Source organism: Pseudomonas sp. JAI115 (genome assembly GCF_014200835.1).
Taxonomy (GTDB): Bacteria; Pseudomonadota; Gammaproteobacteria; order Pseudomonadales; family Pseudomonadaceae; genus Aquipseudomonas; species Aquipseudomonas putida_A.
Window position 1 is genome coordinate 10,917 of the sequence record NZ_JACHCY010000025.1, and the last position, 24,739, is coordinate 35,655.

Below are 24,739 nucleotides of genomic sequence, written 5' to 3' on the forward strand. Positions count from 1 at the left end.
CAAAAGCACAACATGTAGTGTTTTGTTATTAATTCAACACTGCTTCTTTCCAATTCACCTGCCGATCCTTACGCAGGCAGTTATTCACTTGCAGAAACAGCTGACTGATCGGCCGAATCTCGTTGTTGGTATAGACCCGATCAATCTTCTCGATGTCGCCAAAGCCCGCCGCGTTTTCCGGCATCACCCCGGCCAGCGCCGGATTCATACGCCAGGCCGCAATCACGTCGTTACGGGTGATGTTCTTGATTCGCTCAAATTCATCCTTGGTCGCGATGTCCCCGATCGGGATGATCTGGATTGCCTTGTCACCGCCACCGGGGATGTTGACGAACATCGAGCGAAAATTGCCCACGCCCTTGCTGCCCTCGATCTGGCTTTTCATCTTGGCTTCGTCTTCATCGGTCATGTCAGGGGCATTGGTGTAGAAGACGAACCCGGCGTGTGCGCCATTGTTGAAGTAGCGCCGGCGAAACAGGGTGGCCGACTCGTTGAGCAACAGGGCGTGCATGCCACCCAGGTAATCCGGCACGCCGTAGATATTCTGCTCCACGTCGTAATCCATGACGTGCTCGATCTGCTCTTCAGCAAAATGTTGCTGCTCGCCATTTGCCAGCAGCCTGACAAAGCCGCCCCCGACCTTGCGCCGCATGTTGATCGCCGGCAGGTGCTGCAGCTCGAGCACTTGGCCGATCACGTTGAACAGACGCTGAAAATACGCCTCGCCAAACACCATGAAATCCAGCGCTGCGCAGCCCATGGTTTGCGCGCCGCACCCGGCCGAGGGGATGAAATCACGCAGCAACAGATTGCGCTTGAAGCGCGGGATGGTGCCGTGGTGCGCGTTGGCCCGCAGTAGTTTGGCCAGACCGACGCGTGAAACCGGCGGGGTGTAGATCCGTCCGTCGTCGCCGGTGAACACGCCCAGGTACTGGCCCATGTTGCTGGCCAGCACCGACTCGGGCGCGCCGAAGCTGAACGTATGAATCTTTCGCGGCTCGGTTGCCTGCGGTGCCTGATCCGAATGGGTCTGCGTAACTGCGTTCATGTGTGCCTTCCAGGAATGACCAGCGGCTCTTGCGCTTTTTGTTGATGTTGAGAGGTTCGTTGTAGAGGGCATGCATCACTGCCCAGGCAATATCTGCGTGGCCGGTAGTATCAGTACGCGCGGCGCTGTAAGTAATCAGGCCACTGCCCGTGGTACCACGCTTAATGGTCAAGAATGCCGCCGCGACATCATTCCAGCTGGCATCCCACTCGATACGACGGGTCTGAATCGTGTCCTGAGCCTTGAGTACGAGGACGTTTTTGGTCTCAACGCTGTAATGAATCGGTGTCACTCGCGGGAAGAAGTCTCGTACTGCATCACAGACCCCATATCCCATACCGGTGACATCGATGCCGATGTGCTGGACGTTGTAGCGCTGTGTCAGTTTCTTGATCTGCGCGGCTTGGTAGGTAAACGGCAGGTTGCGCCAAGTGTATTTCTCCAGGATGCGAAATTTTCCGCCGGCTTGCAGCGGCGGGGCCACCACGACGCAGGACGCATCGTCACGCATTCGGCTTGGGTCGTAGCCGATCCACACCGGAGAGTTCCCAAACGGACGCTTGGCCTTCGGATCTGCATCGAAATCCTTCCACAACGACTGATCGGAATAGCAGCGTTCCAGATCCGCCAGACTGAATACACTTTGCGTACTGTCGATGAATTGACAGAGATACAGCTGGTTAAACTGGTCGTCAGAGTTCTCCAGCTGCAACTGGTCAAGGTCAAACAGATCGCAACCGCCGGCAATGGCATCATGAATGTCGATGATCTTGCGCCACTGACCGTCCGGACACAGCGCGCCCTGACGCAACTCAGCCTCAGACGGGAAAGCGAGTCCGGCTTTCTTGTGTTTGCCACGCTTGAAGTTGTCGCCCGTCCAGAACGGATAGGCCTGGTGACTGACCGCACTCGGCGTCGAGAAATAGGTCTTGCGCCAGTTTTTATGGGTGGCCATCGCCCCGGCCAGTGAGTTGAGCTTGTCGAAGTCACGAATCCAGAAATACTCGTCGATGTAGACGTGACCATGGTGCCCTTGGGCGGTGGTGCTGTTGGTGCTCAAAAAACGCAGTTCGGCCCCGTTACTCAGAATGATCGGGTTACCGGTCAGCTCGATACGAAACCACAGCCGGGCAAACTTGACGATGTAGTTGCGGAAAATCTCCGACTGCGCGCGACTGGCCGACAGGAACATCTGGTTGTCACCGGTGAGCACCGCGTCCATAAACGCTTCGCCGGCAAAGTAGTAGGTCAGCCCGGATTGGCGGCACTTGAGAACGTTGCGAATACGGCGTGTAAGGGGATTCTGTTTGGCCGCAAACAGCTCTTTCTGATAGCCAAACAGCTTGCTGACAAACTTGTCGAGAAAGTCCACCTCAGTCAGGTGGCTGATATCGTTCTTGACCGCTTTTTTCTTGTCCTTTTTGCGGCCGTCCGAGTCCTGTCGATCGCGCGAGCGGCGTCCTCTGTCCGATGAGTCGGGCTGCGCATCGTCATACGGCTGGGGCAGAGGTTGCGCGGCCTGTTTCTGGAGACGGTCTTTGGCTTGAATCAGCCGGTCGAGCTCGTCCAGATCGGACTTAGCCAGGCTTTCCTTCTTTTCCAGAATCAGCGTGATGCGCCGGCAGACCGCACTTAGCGGTTCTTCATCCGTGAGCAGGTCGTCCCAGCCGCCTTGGGCGATCCAGTAATAGACGATCCGGATATTTGGCAGGTTGAGTTGAGCCTGGATTTCGCGCGGCTTGTATCGGCGCAGGTGCAGGCGTTTGGCAGCTTCTTTGACTTCGGGTGCGTAAGGCATAAGCCCAGTCTATTGGGCGTAAAACGCTGAATCCCGCAGTTGAATTCCTGCTTTCCAAAAACAGGAATTGCATCGTTTGTCCGACGTGTTCGAGGTGCCTATCGTGGCGTCCATCGAAACCGAACACGAGCCATCGGCCCCATGCCTACCACCTTCATCTCCGACTGGAAACGCGTCGCCACCAGCGGCAAGACCATCGACGGTCGCTCCATCGATGCGCAGGATCTGCGGGACATGGCCGAGACCTACAACCCGGAGATCTACTGCGCGACCATCTGGTATGAACACATTCGCTACATGGGCAACTTCGGCAAGGTGACCGCGCTGAAAAGCGAAGAGCTGGAAGACGGCAAGGTACGCTTGTTCGCCAAGCTGCAACCCAACGATCGCCTGCTGCAACTGAACAAGGAAGCGCAAAAGCTGTTCAGCAGCGTCGAGATCGCGCCCAACTTTTCCGACAGCGGCAAAGCCTACCTGCGCGGTCTGGCTGTCACCGATGAACCGGCGAGCCTTGGCACCGAAGCGCTGCATTTTTCCCGTCGCTCAAAGGATGGGCATCACTACGGCTCCGTTGAGCCGCTGGGCGACCTGAGCCCTGCCGAATCCGAATCCGATTCCGAATCCGCCACGGCCTTGCTGGCCAACTTTTTCAACATTTTCCAGTTTAAAAAAACGCAGGTGGTCGACCCGGTCGCGCCTGCCACTTCTTCCGACCCCGAGACCCCTGATATGGATGCGAAAACCGCCGAGGCCTTTACCAGCGCCGTGGCCACCCTGGGCAACGTCGCCAAAAGCCTGGAAACCAGCGCTGCCGCCTTTGCTGCACAAAAGCCGGCGCCTGCTGTTGAAACCGTCGTCGAGACGCCACCGGCACCGGCGGTAGAACCAACGGCCGTCACCGCCACCCAGTTCAACGAGCTGAAAACCTCGCTGGACACCCTGACCCAGACTTTCAACACCGCGTTGAATCAGGGCCATGGCCAACCCGTGCAGCTGACTACCGGCGCCTTCACCGAACAAACCGAGGACGTCTACTGATGAGCGCGCTCAGCCCCCAGGCCCGCCAAAGCTATAGCGCGCTGCAGACCGGCATCGCCAAGACCTACGGCGTACAAAATGCTGCTGAAGAGTTCAACGTCGAGCCATCGCTGGCCCAGACCCTGAACGACAAGATCACCGCCAGTTCGTCGTTCTTGCAGCGCATCAACGTACTCGGCGTGACCGAAATCAAGGGCCAGAAGGTCATGATCGGCGTCAGCGGCCCGGTGACCGGACGCACCAACACCGATGAAAAGGATCGCGAACCGCGCAATGTGCTGGATCTGGACAGCAAGGGCTACGAGCTGTACGACACCCACAGCGACGTGACCCTCAAATTCTCCACCATCGACGCCTGGGCCAAGTTCAAGGACTTTGCCAAGCGCTACAGCGCCGCGGTACTCAAACAGATCGGCCTGGATCGCATCATCATTGGTTGGCACGGCGTGGAGGTCAAAGCGGACACCGACCCGAAAGCCAATCCGTTGCTGCAGGACGTGAACAAGGGCTGGCTGCAAATCGTGCGCGAGCAGGCGCCGCAGCAAATCCTGGTGCAAGGCCAGGTCGACGGTGAAATCCAGATCGGCGCCGGGGGTGACTATGAAAACCTCGATTGCCTGGTGCACGACATCACCCAGATGATCGACGAGGAATACCGCGATGGCGGCGATCTGATCGCGATCATCGGTCGCGACCTGCTGGCCCACGACAAGGGCAAGCTGTACGCCAAGCACGGCCACACCCCGACCGAAAAAGAGCGGGTGGAATTGTCCCAGGTGATCGACACCTACGGTGGCCTGCCGTCCTACACCTGCCCGTTTTTCCCGTCCAAGGGCGTGGTGGTGACCAGCTTCGACAACCTGTCGATCTACTTTCAGGACAGCTCCTGGCGTCGTTACCTGTTGCAGAACCCCAAGCGCTCGCGCACCGAGGACTACAACAGCCGCAACGAAGGCTACGTGGTCGAGCAACTGGGCAAGTTTGCCGCCGTGGAAGCCGCCAACGTGGTGTTGCTGGCCCAGCGTGCGCCGAAAAACCTGATCGACGCAGACGCCGAAGACGCCAAGGTTGTCGAGGTGACCGAATGAGCCTGGCCCTGCAGCACAAACGACGCACCCTGGCCCAAGGCCCGACAATGGCCACTGCCGGCATGGCAGCCCAGACCTACACGCCGGCTACCGCCCTGGCCGGCAACGCCAACGGACAGAAGCACTTGGCCCTGATGCTCAGTGCCCTGGACGTGGACTGTGCGCGGCTGTCGGACATCAATTCGATGGAAGCCAGGCAGCGCCTCAAGCATGAGGAATTGCTGCCCAAGTACCTGGACTACGTGCAGCGCTACCGCGATTCGGGCCTCAACCATGCCAACCCGGTGTTGATGCAGGTCATGGTCTGGCTGTTCGACACCGAGCAGTTCGAAGCGGGCCTGGAGCTGGCCGACTTCGCCATGGGCCAACAGCAACAGATGCCCGAGCGTTTTAGCCGTGACATCCCGACCTTTGTCGCCGACGCGGTGATGGACTGGGCCGACGCCGAGTTCAAGGCCGGGCGCAACCCAGAACCCTACGTGTCGCAGATGCTGCCGCGTGTCGATGGCCAATGGACGCTCTTTGAAAAGATCCCGGCGCGCTACCACAAGCTGCTCGGCCTGATGGCTTTTGACCGTGAGGAATGGGCGATCGCCATCACCCACTTTGAACGCGCCACGGCGCTGTACCCGAGCATCGGCGTGAAGACCAAGCACGAAGACGCCGTGAAAGCGCTGCGCAAACTGAACGACGAATAACCCCGTTAAACGACTCCACCCCCCGCAGGGGGGAAACACGCCGAGATGAAGGCCTGGTGCCAACCATCTAACGCGATTTTTCCCCTGCCCTAATTCACCGTCCACGAGCGAATCGAGCATGAGTTTTTCCGGCAATCCCACCGCCCTGATCGAACACCCGATTACCAATGACGGCTTCTGGCCGGATCTGGAACTGTCCGAATTTCAGAAAGGCTACCGGCTGCCAGCGGAATACCTGGTCGAGATGCTGGTGGAAGGCCTGGTCATGGCGATGGGCGAGATCAATCTGGATCTGGCCCGCCGTCAACAGCAGTTCCACGCCGCCGGTATTTCTGTGCTGGCCTGCGCGGATCCGCAATTGCTGATCCAGCATAAGTTTCCCGATCGCCTGTTTCTGGTGACCTGCTACAAGCGTGCGGTGTACTGCCGCGCCAAGGCCTTTTTGCTCAGCCAGTTTGCCACGGTCAACCGCCGCGACTCGGCGCAGAATCTGGCCAAGGAAGCCCCGGAGACGGCCAGCGCCTTTCTGACGTTCAGCCAGCAGGCCGTGCGCCTGATCCAGGGCCGCTCGCGCATCACCAGCGAACTGATCTGATGAACAAGCTGCGCGCCTTGACCGCCTTTCTGCTCGAGCGCCGCCTGGTACTACCCGAGCAGCTCGACAGCTGGGCCGAACAGGTCACCCTGCCGCTGTACTGGAAGCCCAGCACCGAAGGCCTGTACATGGGCGACATGCGTTATCACGCGGTCATTGCCCTGGAGCGCCTGACCATTAACCCGGCCCGCCTAATGGCTTTGGTCGGTTCCTGGCTGGAAAACCACGACCCGCACCGCGATGGCCTGGCCGAGCCGACATTCGAGATCGACCAGCTCGATCCGGATCAAGCCGACGTCGAGCTGCAGCTGGACTTTGTCGAGCCACAGCACCTGGCCGAATCGGCCAGCGGCGAGATCGAGGCTTTCGGCAAGCGATGGGATCTGGTGCCGTTCGATCTGTGGACGGCCGAGCGCGGCGAGGTAAGCCATGCACGGACTTGAATTCGACGTGCGCGGTCTGGTTGCGGCCAAAGAAAAGCTGCGGCTGCTGGCCTTACCGGCGGCCAAACGCCGTCGGCTGCTCAACACCGCCGCCAAGCGCCTGCGCACCGTCAACCGCAAGCGCATCCGTGCCCAGCGCAATGTCGACGGCACAAGCTACGCACCGCGCCGAGGCCGAGGCAAACGCAAGCTGCTGACCGGACTGGGCAAGAGCCTGCAGGTGACCCGCGTCGGCCCTGATGCGGCCGTGCTGGGCTGGAAAAGCTCGGGACTGTCGCGCATTGCCGGCGAACACCAAGCCGGGCAGAGCCAGACCATGAGTGCGGCGCGAATGCGCCGCCTGGGCAAGGCGGCGGACTACAGCGCACCGGCCACAAAACAGCAGGCCCGTGCGCTGTTGAAAGCCGGCTACCGGATCAAGGCTGGCAAGCGCTGGAAACGTCCAACCCTGGGCTGGATTGTCGAGCACCTGAAAAACGGCCAAGCCGGTCTGGTACTGGCCCAGCTTGAAGGCAAAACCAAAAAGACCAGCTGGAAGATTGCCCTGCCGGCGCGCTCCGTGCTAGGCGCCACGGCAGGGGAGGTGCGCGAGGTAATCGGCACCGTCCTGCAGCAAACCTTAACCGCACCTCGATAGCGAGACCCTCATGGCTCAAGGCAACGTCAGCGTCAACAACCTGAACCTGGGCCAAGGCCCGGTGACGGAAATCGAGCGCTATTTCCTGTTCATCGGCCCGGCGCCGAAAAACGTCGGCAAGCTGCTGGCCCTCAACACCGACAGCGACCTGGACGCGCTCTTGGGCATCGCACCCTCGGATCTGAAAACCCAGATCGACGCTGCACGCCTCAATGGTGGCGATCGCTGGGCGTGCATGGCCGCACCGCTGGCCAGCGACGGCGACTGGCAGGACGCGCTGCAGCAGGCCCAGGACGAACAGGTGGCCGTCGAAGGGGTGGTGATCACCAAACCAGTGAGCACCGCTGTCGAGCTGGCCGCCATGCATGCGGCAGCGGTGCGCATCAATGGCCAGTATGGTCGCCGCCTGTTCGTGCTGGCCGCCAGTGCCGGCATTCATCCGGGCAAGGAATGGTCGGAGTACCTGACCGAACAAAAGGCCCTGCTCAAGGATCTGGCCGCGCCGCTGGTGGGCATTGTTCCGCAACTGCACGGCAATGACCTGGGCGTATTGGCCGGGCGCCTGGCCAACGCCGCGGTGAGCATTGCCGACAGCCCGATGCGCGTGGCCACCGGCCCGCTGGTGGGCCTGGGGCCGGTGCCGCTGGACAAGGAAGGGCTGGCACTGCCCTCGGCAGTGCTCAAGGAACTGGACAAGGCCCGTTTTTCGGTGCCGCAGCGCTACGCCGATTACCCCGGCGTGTATTGGGGCGACGCCAACCTGCTGGACGCCCCGGGCAGCGATTTTGCCGTACTGGAAAACCTGCGCGTGGCCGACAAGGCGGCGCGCCGGGTGCGGGTGCAGTTGATCCGCCTGGTCGCCGATCGCACGGTCAACAGCACCCCCAACAGCATGGCCAGCACCCGCCTGAAACTGATGCGGCCGCTGCGCGAGATGTCGCGCTCGGCCACCTTTGCCGGCGTGCAATTTCCCGGCGAGATCCAGCCCCCACAAGACGACGCCATTGTCCTGGTGTGGAAGAACCGCACCACCATCGAGGCCTTTTTGAAACTGCGGCCCTACAACTGCCCCAAGGATCTGACCGCGAACATCGCGCTGGATCTGTCGCTGCAAGAGGAGAAATAAGCCATGGCCCGCATCAGCGGCATGAACTTCGATGTCACCCTGGGCGACCTGCAGGTGCACATCGAAAAAGCCACCCTGGACATTACCGACAACAGCGCCGTGGCCCAGACCAAAGGTGTTCCGGACGGTCATGTGGACGGCGACGTGGCCGCCAGTGGCGAATTCGAGCTGGACAGCGCCAATTTCGGGCTGCTGATCGATGCGGCCCGCCGCGCTGGCTCGTTCCGCCGTCTGGAGCCGTTCGACACGCTGTTTTTTGCCAAGACCGCCACCGAAGAACTGCGCGTGGAAGCCTTTGGCTGCAAGGTCAAGATTGCGAGCCTGCTGGACATCGATCCCAAGGGTGGCAGCAAGGCCACGCACAAGGTGCCGTTCGACGTCACCAGTCCGGACTTTATCCGCATCAACGGCGTGCCATACCTGGATGCCACCGAGACCGAGGGCCTGCGCTGATGGATAGCCAAAAACGCTGGCCGAACTTTACCGACGCCGAGCTGCGTTGCCGGTGTGGCCGCTGCCAAAGCGGCACACAGGCGATGGATCCGGACTTTCTCGATCGCCTGCAGTTTCTGCGCACGATGTACGGCAAACCGATGATCGTCAGCAGCGGCCACCGCTGCGCCCGGCATCCGGTGGAAGCCGCCAAGGCGCAGCCGGGCGAGCACAGCCTGGGCCTGGCGGTCGACATCGCCTGTCGGGGGGCCGATGCCATGCGTCTGCTGCAGCTGGCCCTGGAACTGGGGTTTAACCGCATTGGCGTCAGCCAGAAGGGCAACGGACATTTTCTGCATCTGGGGGTTTCCCCGATCGGCGGACGCCTGCCTGCTCCCGCGCTGTGGAGCTACTGAGATGCCGAGTCTTAAAAAAATCCTGCTGATCGGCGGCCTGACTGCGCTGCTCGGCAGCCAGTGGGAATGGCTCGAACCCTATGCGCAGGGCGGCTATGTGGAAGTGGTGGCAGCGGCCACCGGTGCCTATTGCCTGCTGCCAAGGCTCTGGCGATCAATGTTTCGCGGTCTGGTCAACGAGGTGGCCGCCCCCAACCGGCTGCTGATCGAGTGCGCAGTGGATGACCCCGGAGGGCCGCCTTGATGGAACTGAGTCCCATGCATATCAGCATTTTGTTGTTACTCACCGAACTGGTGTTGACGGGTATCGCCGGCGTCCTGGTGTACCTGTTTCGCCAGGTCAGCGCGGCGCGCCGTGAACACCTGGAGCAGCGTATCGAGATGGCCAAGCTGGACGGCCGGATGGAAGCCTTCGGTGAAGGCTTGATGAAGCTCGAACACCGCTTTGAAAAGCGTCTGGAAAGCTGTCTGGACGCCTATTTTTCCAACCTCTACACAAGGCAACGACCATGAGCAACACCGAACAACGCGACATCACCCTGACCATCGGCGACACCGATTTTGTTTTCAGCTTGGCCCCGCCCGACGTCACCAAGTACTTCAACGCGGTCAACCCGAACAACAAGGTATCCCCTTCCAACAACCTGCTGACCACCACGGTCAAGGCCGAGCAACTGCCGGCGCTGCGGCCCCTGCTGCGCAATCCGGTGCTGACCATGCAGCTGGCCGGCGTACTGCTCGAGGAGTACGGGCCAGACGTTGAGATCGTAGTAAAAAAGCCCTCGCCCGTGCAGAACGACTGAATGAGGACGGTCTGGGCCAGTTGCTGGCCCTGGTCGAGCGCTGGTTACCCGGCGCCGAACCTTGCGCGGACAACCTGGGTACCGCCAAATGGCTTGAAGACGAACATTGGAAACGCATGGAAATCGCGGTCGCCAACGGCATTGCGAAGGCCTTGAAAGGCTAAACAGCAGACGTAAAAAAGCCCGGGATGGAGGGGCCGGGCTTAAAGGGACAAAAATCAAGGAAACAGCGATGTATTACCCAACCCTGCTGAGTGAAACGCCTGAAGGTTTGATCAATGGAGAAACACAATCCAGCGACATCTGCATCAGTTTGAAAGCGCGGTTTAGATGATCCCTTTCCTCATCGGTGAGGTCGATAGGGTGATGATTTTCAAGATTTTTAGCGGCTAGATCGCCGAAAGCATTGAGGGTTTTGCAAGCCACTAAGACATCTTCCAGCACGAAATGGGCTTCGGTATGCATCGCATTCTCCAGATTGATTTTTTGTTCTTTTTCTCTATGAAAAACTTGTCTTCCTTAAATCGGAGTAAAGCCTGCGTTACAAAAACGTTCAATGTTATTTATATATATATTTTATATCAATATTAGTTAATTACATAGCAATGGTTAATTTCTAGTGCATTTACTGGTGCATTTGAATCATTTTTTTTTACAAATGTTGAAAACAAAAAAACAAACACCCGAACACCAAGCTGAAAGCCGACAAATTCCATATAACCGGCAAGCGCACCCAGTTGATGCGCGACATTGTCAAAATCTGTCAACGCGACGGTGATTCTGGATCCGTTTGCAGGATTCGGTACCACGTATTTAGCGGCGGCGATGGAGCGCTTTCAATTTCGTCAAAATGGCCTTGCAAAAAAAAGCCCGGACAGCGTGCCGGGCAAAAGGGAAAAACCGTGAGATTGCCGTATCAGGACTTTTTAACCAGTGCCTCGAGGTCGGGGCCAACGATTTTCACGGCCATCGGAGGCAAGTTCAGAAAAGAGCCGAAGGAAGGGTTCACCAGACGGGCCGATAGACGAATCAGTGCGTGTTCTTCGCTGATTTCTTCGATGGCGAATTGAACATGAGTGGTCATTTTGGTGGATTCGACGTAACCGCGCCCGTCCCATTCGGCCGACACCAGCAGCTTTTTATCGGCGTTATAGAACTCCTCCACGGAGTAACCGGGGCGGACGTTGACACGCTCCAGGGTGAACGAGAAATGGTTCTCCGGGCGTTGGTCGTCATACACAAACACGGTCACCGCATCAATACCTGTTGAATCCACTTTCGCCAGTGGCAGCGCCTTGACGCGGATATCGCCGGCGCCCAGACCGTGGCCGGCTTGCAGGTAAGGATGCACGTCGTTCACCTCGTCCCAGACGCCACAGCCCCCCACAAACAGTGCGAGCGTAGCCAAAGTGATCCATTTGAAAGCGGTGTACATGTCTTCAATCTTCATTCGAACGTGGCTTCGAAGCGGTTGGCCCCTCGTGGGGGTCGTGTTTTTACCAGCTTGCCGGACGATGTCCATCGCTAAATCGTTACCTGATATGGCCAGTGAGGCGTTCGCATGAGCGCCAAGGCCACCAGCAAGCTGGATTTCGTGCTGAGCCTGGTCGATCGCGTGACCCAGCCACTGGGTCGGGTCAATCAAAGCTTTGCCCAGATCGGCCAGCAGGGCAGCCAGGGCATCAAACAGATGGGCGTGGGCATCGGCGGGCTGATCGGTTCGGCCTTTGCGCTCAAATCCGCCCTGGCCCCGGCACTGGGCCAGGAAGCCGCGCTGGGTGAGGTCAAGAGCTTGGGCGTCACCGCCGATGCACTGGATCTGCTCAACAAAAAATCCCTGCAGTTCAGCATTGCCTACGGCGAAAATGCCACGGCGTTCGTGCGTTCTGCCTACGACATTCAGAGCGCCATTGCCGGCCTGTCCGGCACCCAGCTCGCCGCCTTTACCGAATCCTCCAACCTGCTGGCCAAGGCCACCAAGGCCGATGCCGGCACCATCACCAACTACGTCGGCACCATGTACGGCATTTTCCAGAAACAGGCCGACAGCATGGGCAAGGCGCAATGGGTCGAGCAACTGACCGGCCAGACCGCCACGGCGGTACAAATGTTCAAGACCACCGGCCAGGGCATGAGTGGGGCGTTTTCGGCCTTGGGCGCCAGTGCAACTTCGGCGGGCGCCACCGCCAGTGAACAGTTCGCCATTCTCGGCAACCTGCAGGCGACCATGAGCGGCAGTGAGGCCGGCACCAAGTACAAGGCGTTTTTGGCCGGTGCCTACGGTGCACAGCAAAAACTCGGTCTGTCCTTTACCGACAGTCAGGGCCGGCTGCTGCCGATGGTCGACATCCTGGACAAGCTCCATGGCAAGTTCGGCGAACTGGACGCAGCCAAAACCGACAAGATTCAAAAAGCCTTCGGCGGCAAGCAGGCCATGGGTCTGATTACCCAACTGCTGCCCAAGACCGCCCAGTTGAAGAGCAACATCGACGAACTGAACAACGTCAAAGGCCTGGACAAGGCCAAACAGATGGCCCTGGACATCGCCGACCCGTGGGAGCGCTTCGACAGCGCGATCATGGCCGTGCGCATCTCGTTCGGGCAAAAGCTGCTGCCGACCCTCAACCCGATCATCGAGCGTCTGGCCGAAGGCGGTGCGTCGCTGACGCGCTGGACAACCCTGTTTCCCCACCTGACCCGTACGATCGGCATGAGCGTGCTGGCCGTGATGGCCCTGACGGCCGGCACCGCGCTGTTGACCTTGATGTTCGGCGTCTGGAAAACCGCCGTGGTGCCGGTGGTTATGCTGTGGAAACTGCTGACGATGGTGGCCTGGCGCAGCATCGCGGCCTTTCTTGCGCACAGCGTGATGATTGGCCTGTATGTCGCAGGCCTTGCCAGCCTGTTGCTGTGGACGGGTCTGGTCAAGGGCGGCCTGCTGCTCTGGCAGGCGGCGATCTGGCTGGTCAACGCGGCGCTGTGGGCCAACCCGGTGACGTGGATTGTCGCCGGCATTCTTGCGCTGGTCGCGGTGATTGCCGCCGCGATCGTCTACTGGGACGAATGGACAGGCGCGCTGCTCAACTCCGCCGCCTTTGTCTGGGTTTCAGAACAGCTCTCGGCACTGTCGGCCTGGTTCGACTCCATGGGCGGCTGGTCCGGCATGGCCAAGGCCGCGTGGGATGGGATCGTGGCAATTTTTCATTCGGCCATCAACGGCCTGATCGCGCTGCTGAACAAGATCCCCGGCGTCGACATCAAGGCGCAGTTCGGCGCGCTGCCGGCCGGGCCGGATCTGGCGAGCCTGGAAGCCGCGCAACGCGCCCAGCAGACCATCAACGCGGCGATTCCCTCGCTATCGCCCTCGCGCGCCACCGCAGTGCCGCCCGGCGGCCTGTTGACCAGCATCCAGAACACCAACACCCAGCACAACGGTAAACAAGTGGAAAACCTCAACATCTACACCAGCAAGCCCCTGACCAGCCACGAGCTGCAAGGGCTGATGGACATGGCAGGCTGACCTTATGAACGATTACACCGATCTTTTGATTGCCCATAACGACCTGGTGCTCGATGCCGCGCGGCAACCGCTGCTGATCGAGGGCCGGGCCAGCATCGCCCAGGACATCGCGCACATGATCCGCGACAGCGGCCTGCTGGTGACCCTGGTCGCCGAGCGCGATCGGCTCCGCCAGCGCGACGGCATCCAGCAGCTGGAGCTGCTGATCGAGGCCGACGTGCGTCTGGTGCCCGGCACCGTGCGCATTCAGGCCCTGGAGCCGGCCGGCCACTACGTGGTCACCGCGACCACCGTGAACTATGGCCAGCTCATGGTGAGCCTGTGACCCTGCGAACCGAACGCACCGACATGGATTTCAAGGCCGCGCTGCGCGAGGCCGGCATTCCGACCAGCGAGGCGGAACTGAAAAAGGCCTGGGAACAGGAGGTCGCCGCCCAGGGCAGCCTGCTCAGCAACACCAGCGCCTATTCGCCATTCTGGCGCATCGTCACCGCCCTGGTGACCAAGCCGGTCATGTGGCTGATCGAGCTGCTGATTCACACCGTGCTGCCCAACTTCTTTGTCAAAACCGCCGTCGACGGCTGGCTGGACATGCTCGCCTGGGCGGTCAACGTCGAGCGCAAGAAAGCCACCAAGGCCCAGGGCGAACTGCTGTTTACCCGCGCCTCGGCCGCCGGCGAGCTGGTGGTCGACGCCGGCACCCGCGTGCAGTCGGCCGCGATCAATGGCCACGTGTACGAGCTGAAAACCACGGCAGCGGCCAGTTTTGCCGACGGGCAGACGCAGCTGGCCATCGCCGTGGAAGCGCTCGAGGCCGGCAGCGGCTACAACCTGGCCCCGGGTTATTACGCCATTTTGCCCGAGCCGCTGCCGGGTATCGTCCAGGTGGTCAATGCCGAACACTGGCTGACCGCCCCGGGCGCGGATCGCGAACCCAACGACCAGCTGCGCCTGCGCACCCGCAACCAGTTTTCGGCGGTCAACCAGTACCACACCGACGCGGTGTACCGGGCCATGATTGCCAGCTTCCCGGGCGTGCGTCCGGACGGTGTGTTTTTCGAGCACGGCGCGCCACGTGGCCCGGGCAGCGCCAATGCCTATGTGCTGTTCGATGCCGGCGTGCCGGCTGAAGAGTATCTGGCCCGGATCAATGCGCACATTCGTGATGAGGGCCACCACGGCCACGGCGATGACCTGCTGGTCTGGGTCATGCCCGAAACCCGCCACGACGTGATCCTGTCGCTCTGGCCCCGGGCGAACCTGAGCAGCGAACAGCGCGATCGCCTGCTGCTCGAGGTCGAGCAGTTCATCCGCGCCGCCTTTCGCGAAAGCACGGCCAGCGACTACCAGCCGACGCTGACGGCGCCGCAGTCGCGGTTCTCCTTCTCACGCCTGGGCGAGGAACTGCACGCGCAGTTCCCGCGCATCGAATCACTGCGCTTTGCCAACAGCGACATCCTCTCTGAATTGAACATTCCGCGCCTGCAGCGCCTGGAGGTCAAGCTTGATGCCGCCGATTAAGTTGCCGTTCTGGTTGAGCGGGCCACAGCTGACCCGGCTCAGTGCTGCCGCGCAGGCCTGGTGGGCCAATGTGGCCGACTGGCTGCAGTGGCCGCTGCAGCAGATGGATGCGCACAAATGCCACCTGGTGATTCTGGATCTGCTGGCCTGGCAGCGCGACATCAGCCGCTTTCGCGGCGAGCCGGAAAGCCTCTACCGCCTGCGCGTGGCCTACGCCTTCATCAACTCGGTCGACGCCGGTTCTACCGCCGGCCTGGTGCGCATTCTCAAGCGCCTGGGCGTGGGTTACGTCGAGATCGAGGAGCGCCTGCCCGGGCGCGATTGGGACGTGGTGCTGCTCAAGCTCAGCGATTCGCAGCTCTCGGCCAACCCCGAACTGCTACGCGTGCTGATTCGTCAGTACGGGCGCACCTGCCGGCGTTATGACTTTGTGACCTTTACCCCAGTGGCGGTGCAGCTCGCCCTGGTCGATTTCAACGACGACCAGCAGACGCTGGTCGCCCGTCTCTAGGAGTGCGCCCCATGAGCGCCATTATCACCCTCGCCGGCGAACGTCAGATCGCCCAAAAACAAGGCCAGCAGCAACCGCTGCTGGTCAGCCGGTTCATCTTTGCCAACGTGCCCGGCCTTGATCCGCAGACGCCGGTCGATCACGCCGCCGGCAAACCGGAAGCGGCGCACATTGTCTACGTCTACGCCATCCCTAAAGAGAACGCCGGCTTCGTCAATCCCAATCAGGTGGTGTACAGCGCCCAGCTCGGCTCCGACATCGGCGACTGGGATTTCAACTGGGTCGGCCTTGAAGACGAAGACGGCGTGCTGTTCGCGGTGTCCCATGTCCCGCTGCAGCAGAAACGCAAAAACATCCCGCCGCTGCAGATCGGCAACAACCTGACCCGCAACTTTCTGGTGGCCTATGACGGCGCCCAGGCGCTGACAGGCGTCACCATCGATGCCAGCACCTGGCAGCACGACTTCACGGTGCGCCTGGCCGGCATCGATGAGCGCGAACGTCAAAGCAACCGCGACCTGTTTGGGCGCGCCTGTTTTTTAGGACAGGGCTTTGCCATGACGTATGACGGTAGCCATTTCTGGCTCACGCCGGGCACAGGGTATGTCGAAGGCATCCGCGTCAACCTCACCCAACCGTTCCCGGTCACCGTTCTGCAGGCCGGCAACGTCTGCCTGGACGTTTGCCTGGAGCGTGATCTGAATGACCGCGTGGCCTCGTTCACCACGCGCAGTGGTGACTGGGCGGATTACACCGATGCCAGCGGCCAACGCCATTACTGCGTGCCGCTGGGCAACGTCGGCGAATCCAGCATTATCGATCTACGGGTCACGGTACCGATGACCGAGCCGGTGATTCAGGCCCTGGCCTTTCGCGACGGCGACTATCCGAAACTGCGCGCACGCGGTACCACCAAGGACGACGTGGAGCTGGGCAACCTGCCCAACGCCAAAAGCGACGACCCGAAAACCAACAGCAGCCAGATCCTGGCCACGACCGCCGCCCTGAACAACCTGGAGCAGCAGATCCACGATCCGCTGGTGGGCATGATTGCCGCGTTTGATACCCCTCACGCACCACCCGGCTGGCTCAAGCGCAACGGCGCCAATGTCTCGCGCACAGCCTATGCCCGCCTGTTTGCGGTACTGGGCACACGTTACGGCGCCGGCGACGGGCACACCACCTTCAACATCGGTGACAGCCGGGGGCTGTTCATTCGCGCCTGGGATGATGGCCGTGGCATCGATACGGGCCGAGCCTTGGGTTCGCATCAGCCCAGTCAGAACGCCGCGCATGCTCACGGCGCGGTGAGCGGCGAGGCAGGCCACCATGCGCATGGCGGCCATATCGACGCCGGCGGCTGGCACAGCCACTCCGCCTGGGCTTCCGAGGCCGGTGCCGGGATCACCACCAAAGTGTTGATGGGTGGGCAAGGGATCAACTTCACTGGCGAGAAGGCCGGCTCGGTCATGGGTTCCAACTCCGGCGGAGTGGTCTGGCGTGATTTTGCCCATACCGCCAATCCCCACAGTCACGCCATCGGCATTGGTGGCGAAGGCAACCACACCCACGGCCTGAATATCTACGGTGGCGGCGGCCATGCCCACCCGGTCACGGTTTATCCGGACGGCGGCAACGAAGCGCGCCCCCTCAACGAAGCGCTGCTGATCTGCATCAAATACTGAGGTCATCCATGAGCAAAACCGTTTATCAAACCAATGCCCAGGGCCTGTACGTCGGACAGGTCGAGGCCGAAGAATCGCCGCTCGAGCCTGGCGTTTTTCTGATTCCGGCCGGCTGTGTGCAAACCCCACCGCCGGCAGAGATTCCGCCACTCAAAGCCGCCTGCTGGAACGGCAAGGCCTGGCAACTGGTGGACTATTTCAACGGCCTGGTGGTCTACGACACCCAGACCCGTCAGCCGTTGACCCTGACCGGCATCGGGCCGATCCCCAACGGCTACACCACCCAGCGGCCGGAACCGGATCAGCAGTGGAAGAAAGGTCGCTGGGTCGATGACCTGCCGACCCAGTTGGCCAAGCTGCACGTGGTCAAACTGGCCCTAATCAACGAGGGCTGCGCGGCATTCATCGCCGGCGGCTTCAGCTCCAAGGCCCTGGGCAAACCCTATCGTTACGACAGCACGCTGGAAGACCAGGTCAACCTGACCGCCATGATTCAAAGTGGTCTGGACGGCCTGTGTGCGTGCCGTAATTCGTCAGGCCACAAGGCCCTGATCGAGCACAGCACCAACCAGTTGCAGACCGTGGGCCAGGATCTGGTGAAGTTCAAGCAACAAGCCCTGCAGCGCGCCGAACAGCTGAAAGCCGAACTGGCCCAGACCTTGGCCGAACAGGATCTGGCCGCCATGAAACAGATCGAATGGAGGCCGCCGGCATGAACTGGGCACCGGTCACCCTGCGCTGGCCCGCCCAGTCCACGCAGTGGATGGACAGCCTCGACAGTGCCAAACAACTGGCCGGCAGTGAGCTGGCCAACACCGCGCAACGCCTGGGCAAACTGGAAGGGCTGGCCAGCACCGCCCCGGGGCCGGTGGGGGCTGCGGCCAGTGGGGCGGCTCAGGCCGGGCGCGCGGCGTTGTCGGCGCAACTGGGTCAGGCCCCGGCGTGCCTGGCGGTGACCCCATTTCAGCCCGGCGTCGGTCAGGGCAGCGGTTATCAGCGCTTTCTGTCGGCACCGAACCTGGTGCAGTTGCTCGGCGATCGGCTGCTCGACAGCTCAGCCCAGGCGCGGCTCGCCGAAGCACCGCAAGCGCTGGTGATCCTGTTTCTGGCCACGCGCTTTGAACAACTGGCCGACAGTCTGGGCCGTTTTAATGCATTGCTGCCGGTACCGGAGCTGCAGCGCGCGGAAAACCGCGCCCGGCACCTCTCGCGCCTGGAAGCGGAAAAATGGCAATTGCCGATCGCCAATACGCTGCCCGGTTGGGGCAGCCTGCCGCTGGAGCGTTGCACCCTGACCAAGGCCGCCGGCCAGGCACTGTCCGGACAACTGGCGATGCTCGAGGGTTACGCGGCCGACAGCTCGCCGCTGGCTGATCTGGCGGGGCTGGCCCAACGCAAGGCGGCGCAAAGCGAGCGGCGCAACGGCCAGCTCAACGCCCTGAAAGCCCAGCTGGCCAACGCAGGTACCGACACCACCATGGTCACCCGCCTGCTCGAGACGGGCAGCGGCGCCGAACTGCGCCGCCAGTTGCTCGCCGTGCCGCCGCCGGGCCATGAATGGGTATTGTGCGCCGGACTGCTGCTGGTCGGCCCGCCGGCGGGCCTGTCGTTCGTTCAGGAGCTGGTGGGCTTATGACGTTGCTGCTCGATGGTCACAAGGTCAACGGCAAGTCGCTGAAAGTTACCGCCAATCTGCGCATTGAAAGCAAGGATCTGTCCGGGCAGACCAGCAACACCGACACCGCACACACCGGTTTCAAGCCCAAATCGCTGACCGTTTCGCTGCTCATTCCTTACCGCGACAGCCAGCACCTGACCGAGCTGATGCGCCTGGCCGAAGCCACCGCCGGCGGTGGCCAGCTCAAGACCTACCGCCTGGTCAACAACACCGCTGAAGCCTTCGGCGTGCGCCAGGTGCAGTTCAGCGACACCCTCAGTTCCCGCGAGGACGACAACCTGGCCGCCTGGCGGGTGCAGTTCACCCTCAGCGAAAAGCTCTCCAACCCCGAGCGTGTGCAAAATCGCCGGGCGGGCAACAAGGTCACGCAACAGGCCGGCACCGGTGACGCCGTTGCCGATGGCGACGGCAAACCTGACGCGCCGGAACTGACCAGCTTTGAAAGGTTGCTTAAAAAAGTGGATGCCTATCTGGAGCCGACGCCATGAAGCTGCACAAAGTGTTGACCGTCAACGGTCAGCCGGTCGAGCTGGTCAGCGAAGAAGTGCGCCTGGATCTGCGCACGCCCGGCCGGGCCAGTTTTGTGGTCAGGGCCGAGCAGCCTCTGCACGGCCTGGTCACCCTCGACATCGGCTACAACGATACGCCGCTGCAGCGCCATTTCATTGGTTACGTCGAACGCTGCACGGCCTCCAACGCCCAGGAACAGGTGCTGTTCTGTCGCGAGGTGGCGGCGGTGCTGATGCAACCGCTGCCCCTGGGTTTGCGTCACGTCACGTTGAGCGAAGTGCTGCTGGCCATCAGTCAGCACACCGGCTTGCGTTTTCGGGTGCCGGACGTGGCTTACGCCAAGACCAAAGCGCCGTATTTCTATTCGCTGGCCGCCGGCATTCAGGCCATGGACAGCCTGGCTCAGGTGTTCAGCATTCCGGACTTTATCTGGCATCAGCAGGGCGACGGCGAAGTCTACGCCGGCAGCTGGGCCGACAGCTTCTGGGGCCACAAAGCGCCTCTGCAGCTGCCGGTCGAGCTGCTGAACAACTATCAGGGCAACCAGCGTGCGACCGTCGCCGCCATCCCCGGGCTGCGCCCGGGGGCCACCTTCAACCACGGCGAACGCATCACCTCGGTGACGCTGGCCGGTACCGAGATGAGCCTGCAATGGAACAAGCCGTAATCCGCATCGTTGAACGCCGCTTTCCGGAACTGACCGGCAACTATCACCTGCCACGTTTTGCCCAGATTATCGGCATCGCCGATGCGCCGGCGGACAGCGGCCTGTGTGATGATTTTCGTCCACGTTATGCCGCCGACCTGCAGGTGCTGGACGAAAACGGCGAGCCGGATCCGGCGTTGCCGACACTGCTCGGCGTGCCGCTGCCGGTGCCGGGCGGTGGTGATGAAATGGGCTTTTTTGGTTTTCCGGGGGAGGGCACCACGGTGGTGGTGAATTTTGCTTATGGCCTGCCGAGCAAACCCTTTGTGTCGCAGATCCTGCCGCACGGTCTGAGCCTGCCCCAGGTGCCCAAGGGCGACCTGCTCTGGCAGCACAGCGCCGCCGTGCAACAGCGCGCCGATGCCGAAGGTAACTGGACGCGGCAGACCGACGCGAAAATCACTGATCGGGCCAGCGAGCGCGACGTCGAAGCCCTGGACAATCAGGAACGCTACCAAAGCAGCACCATCAGCGTCGACGACCACAGCAGCGAGTCGGTGGGAGGCAGTAAAACCCTGGAAGCGCTGGGCGCGCTGAAATTGCTGTCCGGCGGATCCTCGAGCCTGGCCAGCGTGGACGATTTGCATTTGGCCAGCGGCCGCGACCTGAACCTGGTGACCGGGCAAACCTACAACGCCACCATCGGCGCCGATCTGCAAGAGCAGATCCAGGGCCTGCGCAAAAGTGTGGCGAGCGTCAGCCAGCAGCTGATCGCGCCCAAGACTTGGATCGGCTCGAAAGGCGTCAACGTGCTGCAGGTGCTGTGTGATGTGATTGACGTGCTCGAGCAGATGAACACGCAGATCGCGGCGCACAAACATGGGCCGTCGCCGGTGGCGGATAACGCGGGGGAGTTTGCCGGGAATGCGGCAAAGGCACTGCAACTAGGGGGGAAGCTCAAGCCGATTACGGCTTAAAAAAAGCCCGCTCTACTGGGGAACAGACAAAGCGGGCTGAAATAACGCATGAAACCGAACGTCTAGACCATAGTGGGGTTTCATAAAATCGACCGACATATTTGTCTCAAAATCTGTCGGCAATCCTCAGTTCCTCATCAAAAATGTGATCGTCAGGATCATCATTCCCAAAACGCTAGCCACAAGCAGTGTTCTTAATTCCATATCTACTTCCTTGAAATACCGCATTCCCCGCTAGGCGCGCGCAGTCATCCCCCCACCTCGCCTGCGGGCTAAATGTGTCGCTTTTTCTGCACTTCTGCATCTAGCTCAAACCGCCCTAGGCTGGGCGCGGCACCGAAGAATAGGGGGCGGAAAAAGCCTGCGGATCCCTGCAGCGATGAACTTTTTCGAAAGAGGAAGCTGCGGAGCAGTTTTCTAAATGCGATGTGGAAAAAAAAGGCCGCCACGATGGGGAGTCAAGGACGGCTAAAGCCGCGAAACATCCGAATTACATTCTCGCGCACATCTCGACATCAGCTTGGTTTTTCACCTCTGTCTCGATGCCGAGGCGGTATTTGCAATAGTCAATAATGTCCTGCCGGTATTCATCTGAAAGGCTTTCAACCTTTCTGTAATCACCGTCGTTCGCATGGATGTTAAAAAAATGCATTCTCAACGTCGGTGATTTTTTAATAAAAAAAATCGTATTGACCTCACCGTCCGAGACCTCGTTGTAATACCCGACGTTTAAAACGCCAATCAGCGCGAGTAGGCCTACCAGCAGAAGAATCTTCATTCAGCCTCCGGTTTGGGCGGCGGTAGCAACTGAGTTTTGGTGCGAATATTTCTCACAAGCTCCATGCCAATGTTGCCAGGACAAATTTTTCCTTCTCGATCTTGTCCTGGAAACTCTCGATGACCACCAAACCGCTCAATCACAAAAACGCTTTTCAACGCGTCCACCAAATCGAGTAGGGCGTCGATCTGGGCGGCAGGAATGACATTGGTCGTGCTGTACCCAAATGTTTCCAGCGCTTCGCGCCCCTTAGCCACAATGTCACCGCCCTCTTCTGCAGTGGTTAAATTCTCCAAAAGCACAATGCCAACGACCCCCTCATTGAACAGTTTGACGCTTGAAGCTTTCAACCGAATATCTCGTCCCTCCAGGACTGTGCCGTCACAGGCAATCCCGTAGTGATAGCCGATGTCATCGAACTTGTTTTTTAGGTGGTGGGCTTGAACTCCCTGCATCTGCTTCACGCCACCGGGACTGCATTCGTACGAGCGTCCGGCATGGTGCAAAGCGATCATGGTGTAATCCCAGTCCTTCACCATATCCGGCTTACCCTTCATGGCACCCCACTCAGAACGTTCTGTGAAGGTGACACCTAAGGATCTTAACCTTTCAATGATGGTCTCACGTGTGGCAGCGCGATCATTCACCGTGATTGGAATCGGGCACATAAACTCGCCCAGCTTTACCTCTTGCGCAATAGCTTGTGTCGCGAATTTTGAACTCATTCAACGTCCTCCGAAAGTTCATCCAGGGAACGAACAGGTGAGTTGAATTTAACGTGAATTGAGATTTTTGCCCCGGGCGCAACGCTCTTCACATGGGCAATCCCATTTGCGTCAGTTACGCCCATTGTCCGCACTCCATCCACGGTGGCGGTAAAGGATCGAAATGCTAATGGCTTACCCGTTTCACTGTCGCTGACGGCGAACGATTGGCCAAATACCTTAGGAATGGTCATTGGCAACGGAGGTATGAAAGGTGCTGGAGTGTGACTGTCGCCGATGATTATGGTGCTGGAGCCCGCCGTGACTTCATTACCGTGCGTTCCTGTACTGCCAACCAGCGCCGCATTCATTCCATTAATGAAAACGGTTGCAGAGACGTTTCCGTCCAATGCGCTTCCGCATTCACTGCGGTCTCCTTTTCTGGCAGCCGCCAGACCATCAAAAAAAACATCTGCAGAGCCGGTGACAATTGGATTTTTGCCATGGCCGGGCAGCGGGCAAGCGGTGGTATCAGTGACACGAGCGGCAGGCTTTGCCATATCAGAATCCATCCTAAGTTCGGGCCGCAAACTCTAGCCCTCCGCAGCAGCGACACAAAAATGGATGTGTAAAAAAACAATACAACGCCTTTATATTTCCACTACTTCCCCCCTCTTCTGATCTCGATAGAAAATCCGCATGAAAATAAAAACGCCAGAGAAAAAGCACTTTTCCCCCTCCCGCCGACGGGGTCTGTGTGCAAATTTTTGGAAAAGTTTTAGGTGATGAAAACACCCCTCGCGACCAAGCCGGCTGCGGGCCTTGGGGCAGAAACACGTTTTTCAATTTTTGAAAGGTTTTTCAGTTTTTTGCAAAAACATTGCACAGAACGCAGCACAGGCAGCCTTAGGGGCAAAATCAGAAGAGGCCCGGACTAGAGCGATCGAAAATCGGAAAACGCCGTTTCGGCGTGTTTTCCAAAAATGACCTGGTCATTTCAATCACGAGAAATACGCTGCTGGCCGCCGAATAAAGAACGGCTGAAACCCACGTCAGGCGGGGCTTATAGCGGTTTTGTCTTGAAATTTCGGATTTCAAATTCCTGCACTGAAAAATCACGCCAGGCAGCGAAAATGCATGGCGCCCAAAAACACCCCAAAAAGCCCGCTATCCGATTTTTTTTGTTGCCCGCTCATACGGTCGCGGACCTGGTCAACGAATTATCCGGCATGGGCTGGCTTAAATTCGGCATGCAGCTTCACGCCCAACGCCCCCATGACTTTCATGATGGTCGCGAGGCTCGGGTTACCAGCGCCGGACAGTGCTTTGTAAAGCCCTTCACGGGTCAGACCTGTATCACGCGCCAGTTGGGCCATACCGCGAGCGCGGGCTATATCACCCAAGCTGGCAGCCAACAAAGCCGGATCGTTCTCTTCAAGACAAGCCTCCAGGTAGAGCGCCATGTCTTCCTCTGTTTTCAAATGGTCCACAACATCCCATTTAGTCAGTTTGTTTGCTGTCATGACACGCTCCTAAAGTTCTCGGGCCAGCTTGATGGCGTTTCGAATGTCTTTTGCTTGAGTGGACTTGTCACCGCCAGCCAGCAAGACAATAACCTCATAGCCCCGCTGGATGAAGTACACACGGTAACCGGGACCATGATCAATCCTCAGTTCCGACACGCCTTCGCCCACCGGCTTGCAGTCACCCAGCACACCCAGCTCAACTCGACGCAATCGAATATTGATACGTGCCTGCGCCCTCGCATCCCGAAGCGCGGCAAACCATTTGCTGTACATCTCGGTTTGGATAAGTGTGTGCATGAAGCAACTGTAAACCATAGTTCACATATTTTTCAATCCCGACAAGTATGGGAAACCCGCAGAATTCGGAAAAAAACGAACGCTTAGGGTGCCATATCGCTTCTTGTTGGAACCGCCCCTGTGTCTTCCAGACACCCCGAGAATCTCAAAACGCATGCCTTCACCGAAGGCACCCGACGGACTCACTGTTTCGACCATTTAAGGCGATGCCAGCGCGCACACGCGCCCGGTTGAGCACTGGGGCGACTTGTCGTCCCGGGGCGA

At 59.9% G+C, this 24,739-nt stretch carries 32 protein-coding genes; 23 read left to right on the plus strand and 9 right to left on the minus strand.

Annotation, left to right across the window (positions count from 1 at the left end; genetic code table 11):
* Positions 1–28 precede the first annotated feature (28 nt).
* Both HDC30_RS29270 and HDC30_RS28470 read right to left on the minus strand, forming a co-directional pair.
* A complete protein-coding gene (locus HDC30_RS29270) occupies positions 29–898 on the minus strand; it encodes a phage portal protein (RefSeq protein WP_311663048.1) in 870 nt (289 codons plus the stop codon).
* Entirely contained in the window at positions 795–2,846 is a 2,052-nt protein-coding gene (locus tag HDC30_RS28470) for a terminase large subunit domain-containing protein (RefSeq protein ID WP_183786150.1), read from the minus strand. Before HDC30_RS28470 ends, HDC30_RS29270 begins: the two co-directional genes overlap by 104 nt.
* Positions 2,847–2,987: 141 nt before the next feature.
* Here HDC30_RS28470 and HDC30_RS28475 point away from each other — a divergent pair, with 141 nt between their 5' ends.
* The 13 genes from HDC30_RS28475 to HDC30_RS28535 all read left to right on the plus strand — a co-directional run bounded on the left by HDC30_RS28475 (position 2,988) and on the right by HDC30_RS28535 (position 10,286).
* A complete protein-coding gene (locus HDC30_RS28475) occupies positions 2,988–3,884 on the plus strand; it encodes a GPO family capsid scaffolding protein (RefSeq protein WP_183786152.1) in 897 nt (298 codons plus the stop codon).
* Positions 3,881–4,972: a phage major capsid protein, P2 family gene (locus tag HDC30_RS28480; RefSeq protein WP_409347928.1), complete on the plus strand. Its 1,092-nt coding sequence runs from the start codon at positions 3,881–3,883 to the stop codon at positions 4,970–4,972. The genes HDC30_RS28475 and HDC30_RS28480 overlap by 4 nt, the downstream gene beginning before the upstream one ends.
* Entirely contained in the window at positions 4,969–5,670 is a 702-nt protein-coding gene (gpM, locus tag HDC30_RS28485) for a phage terminase small subunit (RefSeq protein WP_183786155.1), read from the plus strand. The genes HDC30_RS28480 and gpM overlap by 4 nt, the downstream gene beginning before the upstream one ends.
* Positions 5,671–5,788: 118 nt before the next feature.
* The gene (locus tag HDC30_RS28490) at positions 5,789–6,265 is read left to right on the plus strand and encodes a head completion/stabilization protein (protein ID WP_183786157.1); all 477 of its coding nucleotides are present in this window, start codon (positions 5,789–5,791) and stop codon (positions 6,263–6,265) included.
* The gene (locus HDC30_RS28495) at positions 6,265–6,708 is read left to right on the plus strand and encodes a phage tail protein (protein WP_183786159.1); all 444 of its coding nucleotides are present in this window, start codon (positions 6,265–6,267) and stop codon (positions 6,706–6,708) included. Before HDC30_RS28490 ends, HDC30_RS28495 begins: the two co-directional genes overlap by 1 nt.
* Entirely contained in the window at positions 6,695–7,345 is a 651-nt protein-coding gene (locus HDC30_RS28500; protein WP_183786161.1) for a phage virion morphogenesis protein, read from the plus strand. The genes HDC30_RS28495 and HDC30_RS28500 overlap by 14 nt, the downstream gene beginning before the upstream one ends.
* Positions 7,346–7,355: 10 nt before the next feature.
* Positions 7,356–8,471: a DUF2586 domain-containing protein gene (locus HDC30_RS28505; protein WP_183786163.1), complete on the plus strand. Its 1,116-nt coding sequence runs from the start codon at positions 7,356–7,358 to the stop codon at positions 8,469–8,471.
* Between the two features lie 3 nt (positions 8,472–8,474).
* On the plus strand, positions 8,475–8,924 hold the full coding sequence (locus HDC30_RS28510) for a phage protein (RefSeq protein ID WP_183786165.1): 450 nt from the start codon (positions 8,475–8,477) through the stop codon (positions 8,922–8,924).
* Positions 8,924–9,319, plus strand: a complete 396-nt coding sequence (locus HDC30_RS28515; protein WP_183786167.1) for a D-Ala-D-Ala carboxypeptidase family metallohydrolase — start codon at positions 8,924–8,926, stop codon at positions 9,317–9,319. The genes HDC30_RS28510 and HDC30_RS28515 overlap by 1 nt, the downstream gene beginning before the upstream one ends.
* A 1-nt stretch (position 9,320) precedes the next feature.
* Positions 9,321–9,563: a hypothetical protein gene (locus tag HDC30_RS28520; protein ID WP_183786169.1), complete on the plus strand. Its 243-nt coding sequence runs from the start codon at positions 9,321–9,323 to the stop codon at positions 9,561–9,563.
* A 14-nt stretch (positions 9,564–9,577) separates the two neighbouring features.
* The gene (locus HDC30_RS28525; protein WP_260320025.1) at positions 9,578–9,832 is read left to right on the plus strand and encodes a hypothetical protein; all 255 of its coding nucleotides are present in this window, start codon (positions 9,578–9,580) and stop codon (positions 9,830–9,832) included.
* Positions 9,829–10,122, plus strand: coding sequence for a putative phage tail assembly chaperone (locus HDC30_RS28530; RefSeq protein WP_183786173.1), 294 nt, complete (start codon positions 9,829–9,831; stop codon positions 10,120–10,122). The genes HDC30_RS28525 and HDC30_RS28530 overlap by 4 nt, the downstream gene beginning before the upstream one ends.
* A gap of 20 nt (positions 10,123–10,142) precedes the next feature.
* Complete coding sequence (locus HDC30_RS28535; protein ID WP_183786175.1) at positions 10,143–10,286, plus strand: DUF6890 family protein; 144 nt, start codon at positions 10,143–10,145, stop codon at positions 10,284–10,286.
* Between the two features lie 73 nt (positions 10,287–10,359).
* Here HDC30_RS28535 and HDC30_RS28540 read toward each other — a convergent pair whose 3' ends face one another.
* Together HDC30_RS28540 and HDC30_RS28545 are read right to left on the minus strand one after the other, a co-directional pair.
* Positions 10,360–10,587 (minus strand): hypothetical protein, encoded by a 228-nt coding sequence (locus HDC30_RS28540; RefSeq protein WP_183786177.1) that lies wholly within the window; start codon positions 10,585–10,587, stop codon positions 10,360–10,362.
* 451 nt (positions 10,588–11,038) lie between these two features.
* Positions 11,039–11,572, minus strand: a complete 534-nt coding sequence (locus HDC30_RS28545) for a hypothetical protein (protein ID WP_183786179.1) — start codon at positions 11,570–11,572, stop codon at positions 11,039–11,041.
* Positions 11,573–11,683: 111 nt separating this feature from the next.
* Between HDC30_RS28545 and HDC30_RS28550 the strand changes: the two genes are divergently transcribed.
* From HDC30_RS28550 to HDC30_RS28595, 10 genes are read left to right on the plus strand one after another with little or no spacing between them, the layout of a single operon-like run.
* Positions 11,684–13,642, plus strand: coding sequence for a phage tail tape measure protein (locus HDC30_RS28550; RefSeq protein WP_183786181.1), 1,959 nt, complete (start codon positions 11,684–11,686; stop codon positions 13,640–13,642).
* A gap of 4 nt (positions 13,643–13,646) precedes the next feature.
* A complete protein-coding gene (locus tag HDC30_RS28555) occupies positions 13,647–13,967 on the plus strand; it encodes a DUF2590 family protein (RefSeq protein WP_183786183.1) in 321 nt (106 codons plus the stop codon).
* 23 nt (positions 13,968–13,990) lie between these two features.
* A complete protein-coding gene (locus tag HDC30_RS28560) occupies positions 13,991–15,163 on the plus strand; it encodes a baseplate J/gp47 family protein (protein ID WP_183786207.1) in 1,173 nt (390 codons plus the stop codon).
* A complete protein-coding gene (locus HDC30_RS28565) occupies positions 15,150–15,674 on the plus strand; it encodes a phage tail protein (RefSeq protein WP_183786185.1) in 525 nt (174 codons plus the stop codon). The genes HDC30_RS28560 and HDC30_RS28565 overlap by 14 nt, the downstream gene beginning before the upstream one ends.
* A gap of 11 nt (positions 15,675–15,685) precedes the next feature.
* Positions 15,686–17,359 (plus strand): phage tail protein, encoded by a 1,674-nt coding sequence (locus HDC30_RS28570; protein WP_183786187.1) that lies wholly within the window; start codon positions 15,686–15,688, stop codon positions 17,357–17,359.
* An 8-nt stretch (positions 17,360–17,367) separates the two neighbouring features.
* Positions 17,368–18,075, plus strand: coding sequence for a hypothetical protein (locus HDC30_RS28575; RefSeq protein WP_183786189.1), 708 nt, complete (start codon positions 17,368–17,370; stop codon positions 18,073–18,075).
* Positions 18,072–18,995 (plus strand): hypothetical protein, encoded by a 924-nt coding sequence (locus HDC30_RS28580; RefSeq protein WP_183786190.1) that lies wholly within the window; start codon positions 18,072–18,074, stop codon positions 18,993–18,995. Before HDC30_RS28575 ends, HDC30_RS28580 begins: the two co-directional genes overlap by 4 nt.
* Positions 18,992–19,525, plus strand: a complete 534-nt coding sequence (locus HDC30_RS28585; RefSeq protein WP_183786192.1) for a DNA-binding protein — start codon at positions 18,992–18,994, stop codon at positions 19,523–19,525. The genes HDC30_RS28580 and HDC30_RS28585 overlap by 4 nt, the downstream gene beginning before the upstream one ends.
* Positions 19,522–20,214 carry a hypothetical protein gene (locus tag HDC30_RS28590; RefSeq protein WP_183786194.1) on the plus strand — a complete coding sequence of 231 codons (693 nt, stop codon included), beginning with the start codon at positions 19,522–19,524 and terminating at the stop codon, positions 20,212–20,214. Before HDC30_RS28585 ends, HDC30_RS28590 begins: the two co-directional genes overlap by 4 nt.
* Complete coding sequence (locus HDC30_RS28595) at positions 20,199–21,170, plus strand: hypothetical protein (RefSeq protein ID WP_183786196.1); 972 nt, start codon at positions 20,199–20,201, stop codon at positions 21,168–21,170. The genes HDC30_RS28590 and HDC30_RS28595 overlap by 16 nt, the downstream gene beginning before the upstream one ends.
* Before the next feature lie 490 nt (positions 21,171–21,660).
* Here HDC30_RS28595 and HDC30_RS28600 read toward each other — a convergent pair whose 3' ends face one another.
* The 5 genes from HDC30_RS28600 to HDC30_RS28620 all read right to left on the minus strand — a co-directional run bounded on the left by HDC30_RS28600 (position 21,661) and on the right by HDC30_RS28620 (position 24,475).
* Positions 21,661–21,948, minus strand: coding sequence for a hypothetical protein (locus HDC30_RS28600; protein WP_183786198.1), 288 nt, complete (start codon positions 21,946–21,948; stop codon positions 21,661–21,663).
* Complete coding sequence (locus tag HDC30_RS28605; protein ID WP_183786199.1) at positions 21,945–22,673, minus strand: N-acetylmuramoyl-L-alanine amidase; 729 nt, start codon at positions 22,671–22,673, stop codon at positions 21,945–21,947. The genes HDC30_RS28600 and HDC30_RS28605 overlap by 4 nt, the downstream gene beginning before the upstream one ends.
* The gene (locus HDC30_RS28610) at positions 22,670–23,212 is read right to left on the minus strand and encodes a PAAR domain-containing protein (protein WP_183786201.1); all 543 of its coding nucleotides are present in this window, start codon (positions 23,210–23,212) and stop codon (positions 22,670–22,672) included. The genes HDC30_RS28605 and HDC30_RS28610 overlap by 4 nt, the downstream gene beginning before the upstream one ends.
* A 660-nt stretch (positions 23,213–23,872) precedes the next feature.
* Entirely contained in the window at positions 23,873–24,175 is a 303-nt protein-coding gene (locus HDC30_RS28615) for an addiction module antidote protein (RefSeq protein WP_183786203.1), read from the minus strand.
* A 9-nt stretch (positions 24,176–24,184) separates the two neighbouring features.
* On the minus strand, positions 24,185–24,475 hold the full coding sequence (locus HDC30_RS28620; RefSeq protein WP_183786205.1) for a type II toxin-antitoxin system RelE/ParE family toxin: 291 nt from the start codon (positions 24,473–24,475) through the stop codon (positions 24,185–24,187).
* Positions 24,476–24,739 lie beyond the last annotated feature (264 nt).

Bases quoted from the DNA above. Each gene is read 5' to 3' on its own strand.
- HDC30_RS28575 (WP_183786189.1), top strand. From the start codon at position 17,368: ATGAGCAAAACCGTTTATCAAACCAATGCCCAGGGCCTGTACGTCGGA.
- HDC30_RS28495 (WP_183786159.1), top strand. From the start codon at position 6,265: ATGAACAAGCTGCGCGCCTTGACCGCCTTTCTGCTCGAGCGCCGCCTG.
- HDC30_RS28590 (WP_183786194.1), top strand. From the start codon at position 19,522: ATGAAGCTGCACAAAGTGTTGACCGTCAACGGTCAGCCGGTCGAGCTG.
- HDC30_RS28615 (WP_183786203.1), bottom strand. From the start codon at position 24,175: ATGACAGCAAACAAACTGACTAAATGGGATGTTGTGGACCATTTGAAA.
- HDC30_RS28500 (WP_183786161.1), top strand. From the start codon at position 6,695: ATGCACGGACTTGAATTCGACGTGCGCGGTCTGGTTGCGGCCAAAGAA.
- HDC30_RS28530 (WP_183786173.1), top strand. From the start codon at position 9,829: ATGAGCAACACCGAACAACGCGACATCACCCTGACCATCGGCGACACC.
- HDC30_RS28470 (WP_183786150.1), bottom strand. From the start codon at position 2,846: ATGCCTTACGCACCCGAAGTCAAAGAAGCTGCCAAACGCCTGCACCTG.
- HDC30_RS28490 (WP_183786157.1), top strand. From the start codon at position 5,789: ATGAGTTTTTCCGGCAATCCCACCGCCCTGATCGAACACCCGATTACC.
- HDC30_RS28510 (WP_183786165.1), top strand. From the start codon at position 8,475: ATGGCCCGCATCAGCGGCATGAACTTCGATGTCACCCTGGGCGACCTG.
- HDC30_RS28475 (WP_183786152.1), top strand. From the start codon at position 2,988: ATGCCTACCACCTTCATCTCCGACTGGAAACGCGTCGCCACCAGCGGC.
- HDC30_RS28505 (WP_183786163.1), top strand. From the start codon at position 7,356: ATGGCTCAAGGCAACGTCAGCGTCAACAACCTGAACCTGGGCCAAGGC.
- HDC30_RS28515 (WP_183786167.1), top strand. From the start codon at position 8,924: ATGGATAGCCAAAAACGCTGGCCGAACTTTACCGACGCCGAGCTGCGT.
- HDC30_RS28585 (WP_183786192.1), top strand. From the start codon at position 18,992: ATGACGTTGCTGCTCGATGGTCACAAGGTCAACGGCAAGTCGCTGAAA.
- HDC30_RS28620 (WP_183786205.1), bottom strand. From the start codon at position 24,475: ATGCACACACTTATCCAAACCGAGATGTACAGCAAATGGTTTGCCGCG.
- HDC30_RS28550 (WP_183786181.1), top strand. From the start codon at position 11,684: ATGAGCGCCAAGGCCACCAGCAAGCTGGATTTCGTGCTGAGCCTGGTC.
- HDC30_RS28525 (WP_260320025.1), top strand. From the start codon at position 9,578: ATGCATATCAGCATTTTGTTGTTACTCACCGAACTGGTGTTGACGGGT.
- HDC30_RS28570 (WP_183786187.1), top strand. From the start codon at position 15,686: ATGAGCGCCATTATCACCCTCGCCGGCGAACGTCAGATCGCCCAAAAA.
- HDC30_RS28600 (WP_183786198.1), bottom strand. From the start codon at position 21,948: ATGAAGATTCTTCTGCTGGTAGGCCTACTCGCGCTGATTGGCGTTTTA.
- HDC30_RS28595 (WP_183786196.1), top strand. From the start codon at position 20,199: ATGGAACAAGCCGTAATCCGCATCGTTGAACGCCGCTTTCCGGAACTG.
- HDC30_RS28555 (WP_183786183.1), top strand. From the start codon at position 13,647: ATGAACGATTACACCGATCTTTTGATTGCCCATAACGACCTGGTGCTC.
- HDC30_RS28580 (WP_183786190.1), top strand. From the start codon at position 18,072: ATGAACTGGGCACCGGTCACCCTGCGCTGGCCCGCCCAGTCCACGCAG.
- HDC30_RS28560 (WP_183786207.1), top strand. From the start codon at position 13,991: ATGGATTTCAAGGCCGCGCTGCGCGAGGCCGGCATTCCGACCAGCGAG.
- gpM (WP_183786155.1), top strand. From the start codon at position 4,969: ATGAGCCTGGCCCTGCAGCACAAACGACGCACCCTGGCCCAAGGCCCG.
- HDC30_RS28610 (WP_183786201.1), bottom strand. From the start codon at position 23,212: ATGGCAAAGCCTGCCGCTCGTGTCACTGATACCACCGCTTGCCCGCTG.
- HDC30_RS28565 (WP_183786185.1), top strand. From the start codon at position 15,150: ATGCCGCCGATTAAGTTGCCGTTCTGGTTGAGCGGGCCACAGCTGACC.
- HDC30_RS28540 (WP_183786177.1), bottom strand. From the start codon at position 10,587: ATGCATACCGAAGCCCATTTCGTGCTGGAAGATGTCTTAGTGGCTTGC.
- HDC30_RS28520 (WP_183786169.1), top strand. From the start codon at position 9,321: ATGCCGAGTCTTAAAAAAATCCTGCTGATCGGCGGCCTGACTGCGCTG.
- HDC30_RS28605 (WP_183786199.1), bottom strand. From the start codon at position 22,673: ATGAGTTCAAAATTCGCGACACAAGCTATTGCGCAAGAGGTAAAGCTG.
- HDC30_RS28545 (WP_183786179.1), bottom strand. From the start codon at position 11,572: ATGAAGATTGAAGACATGTACACCGCTTTCAAATGGATCACTTTGGCT.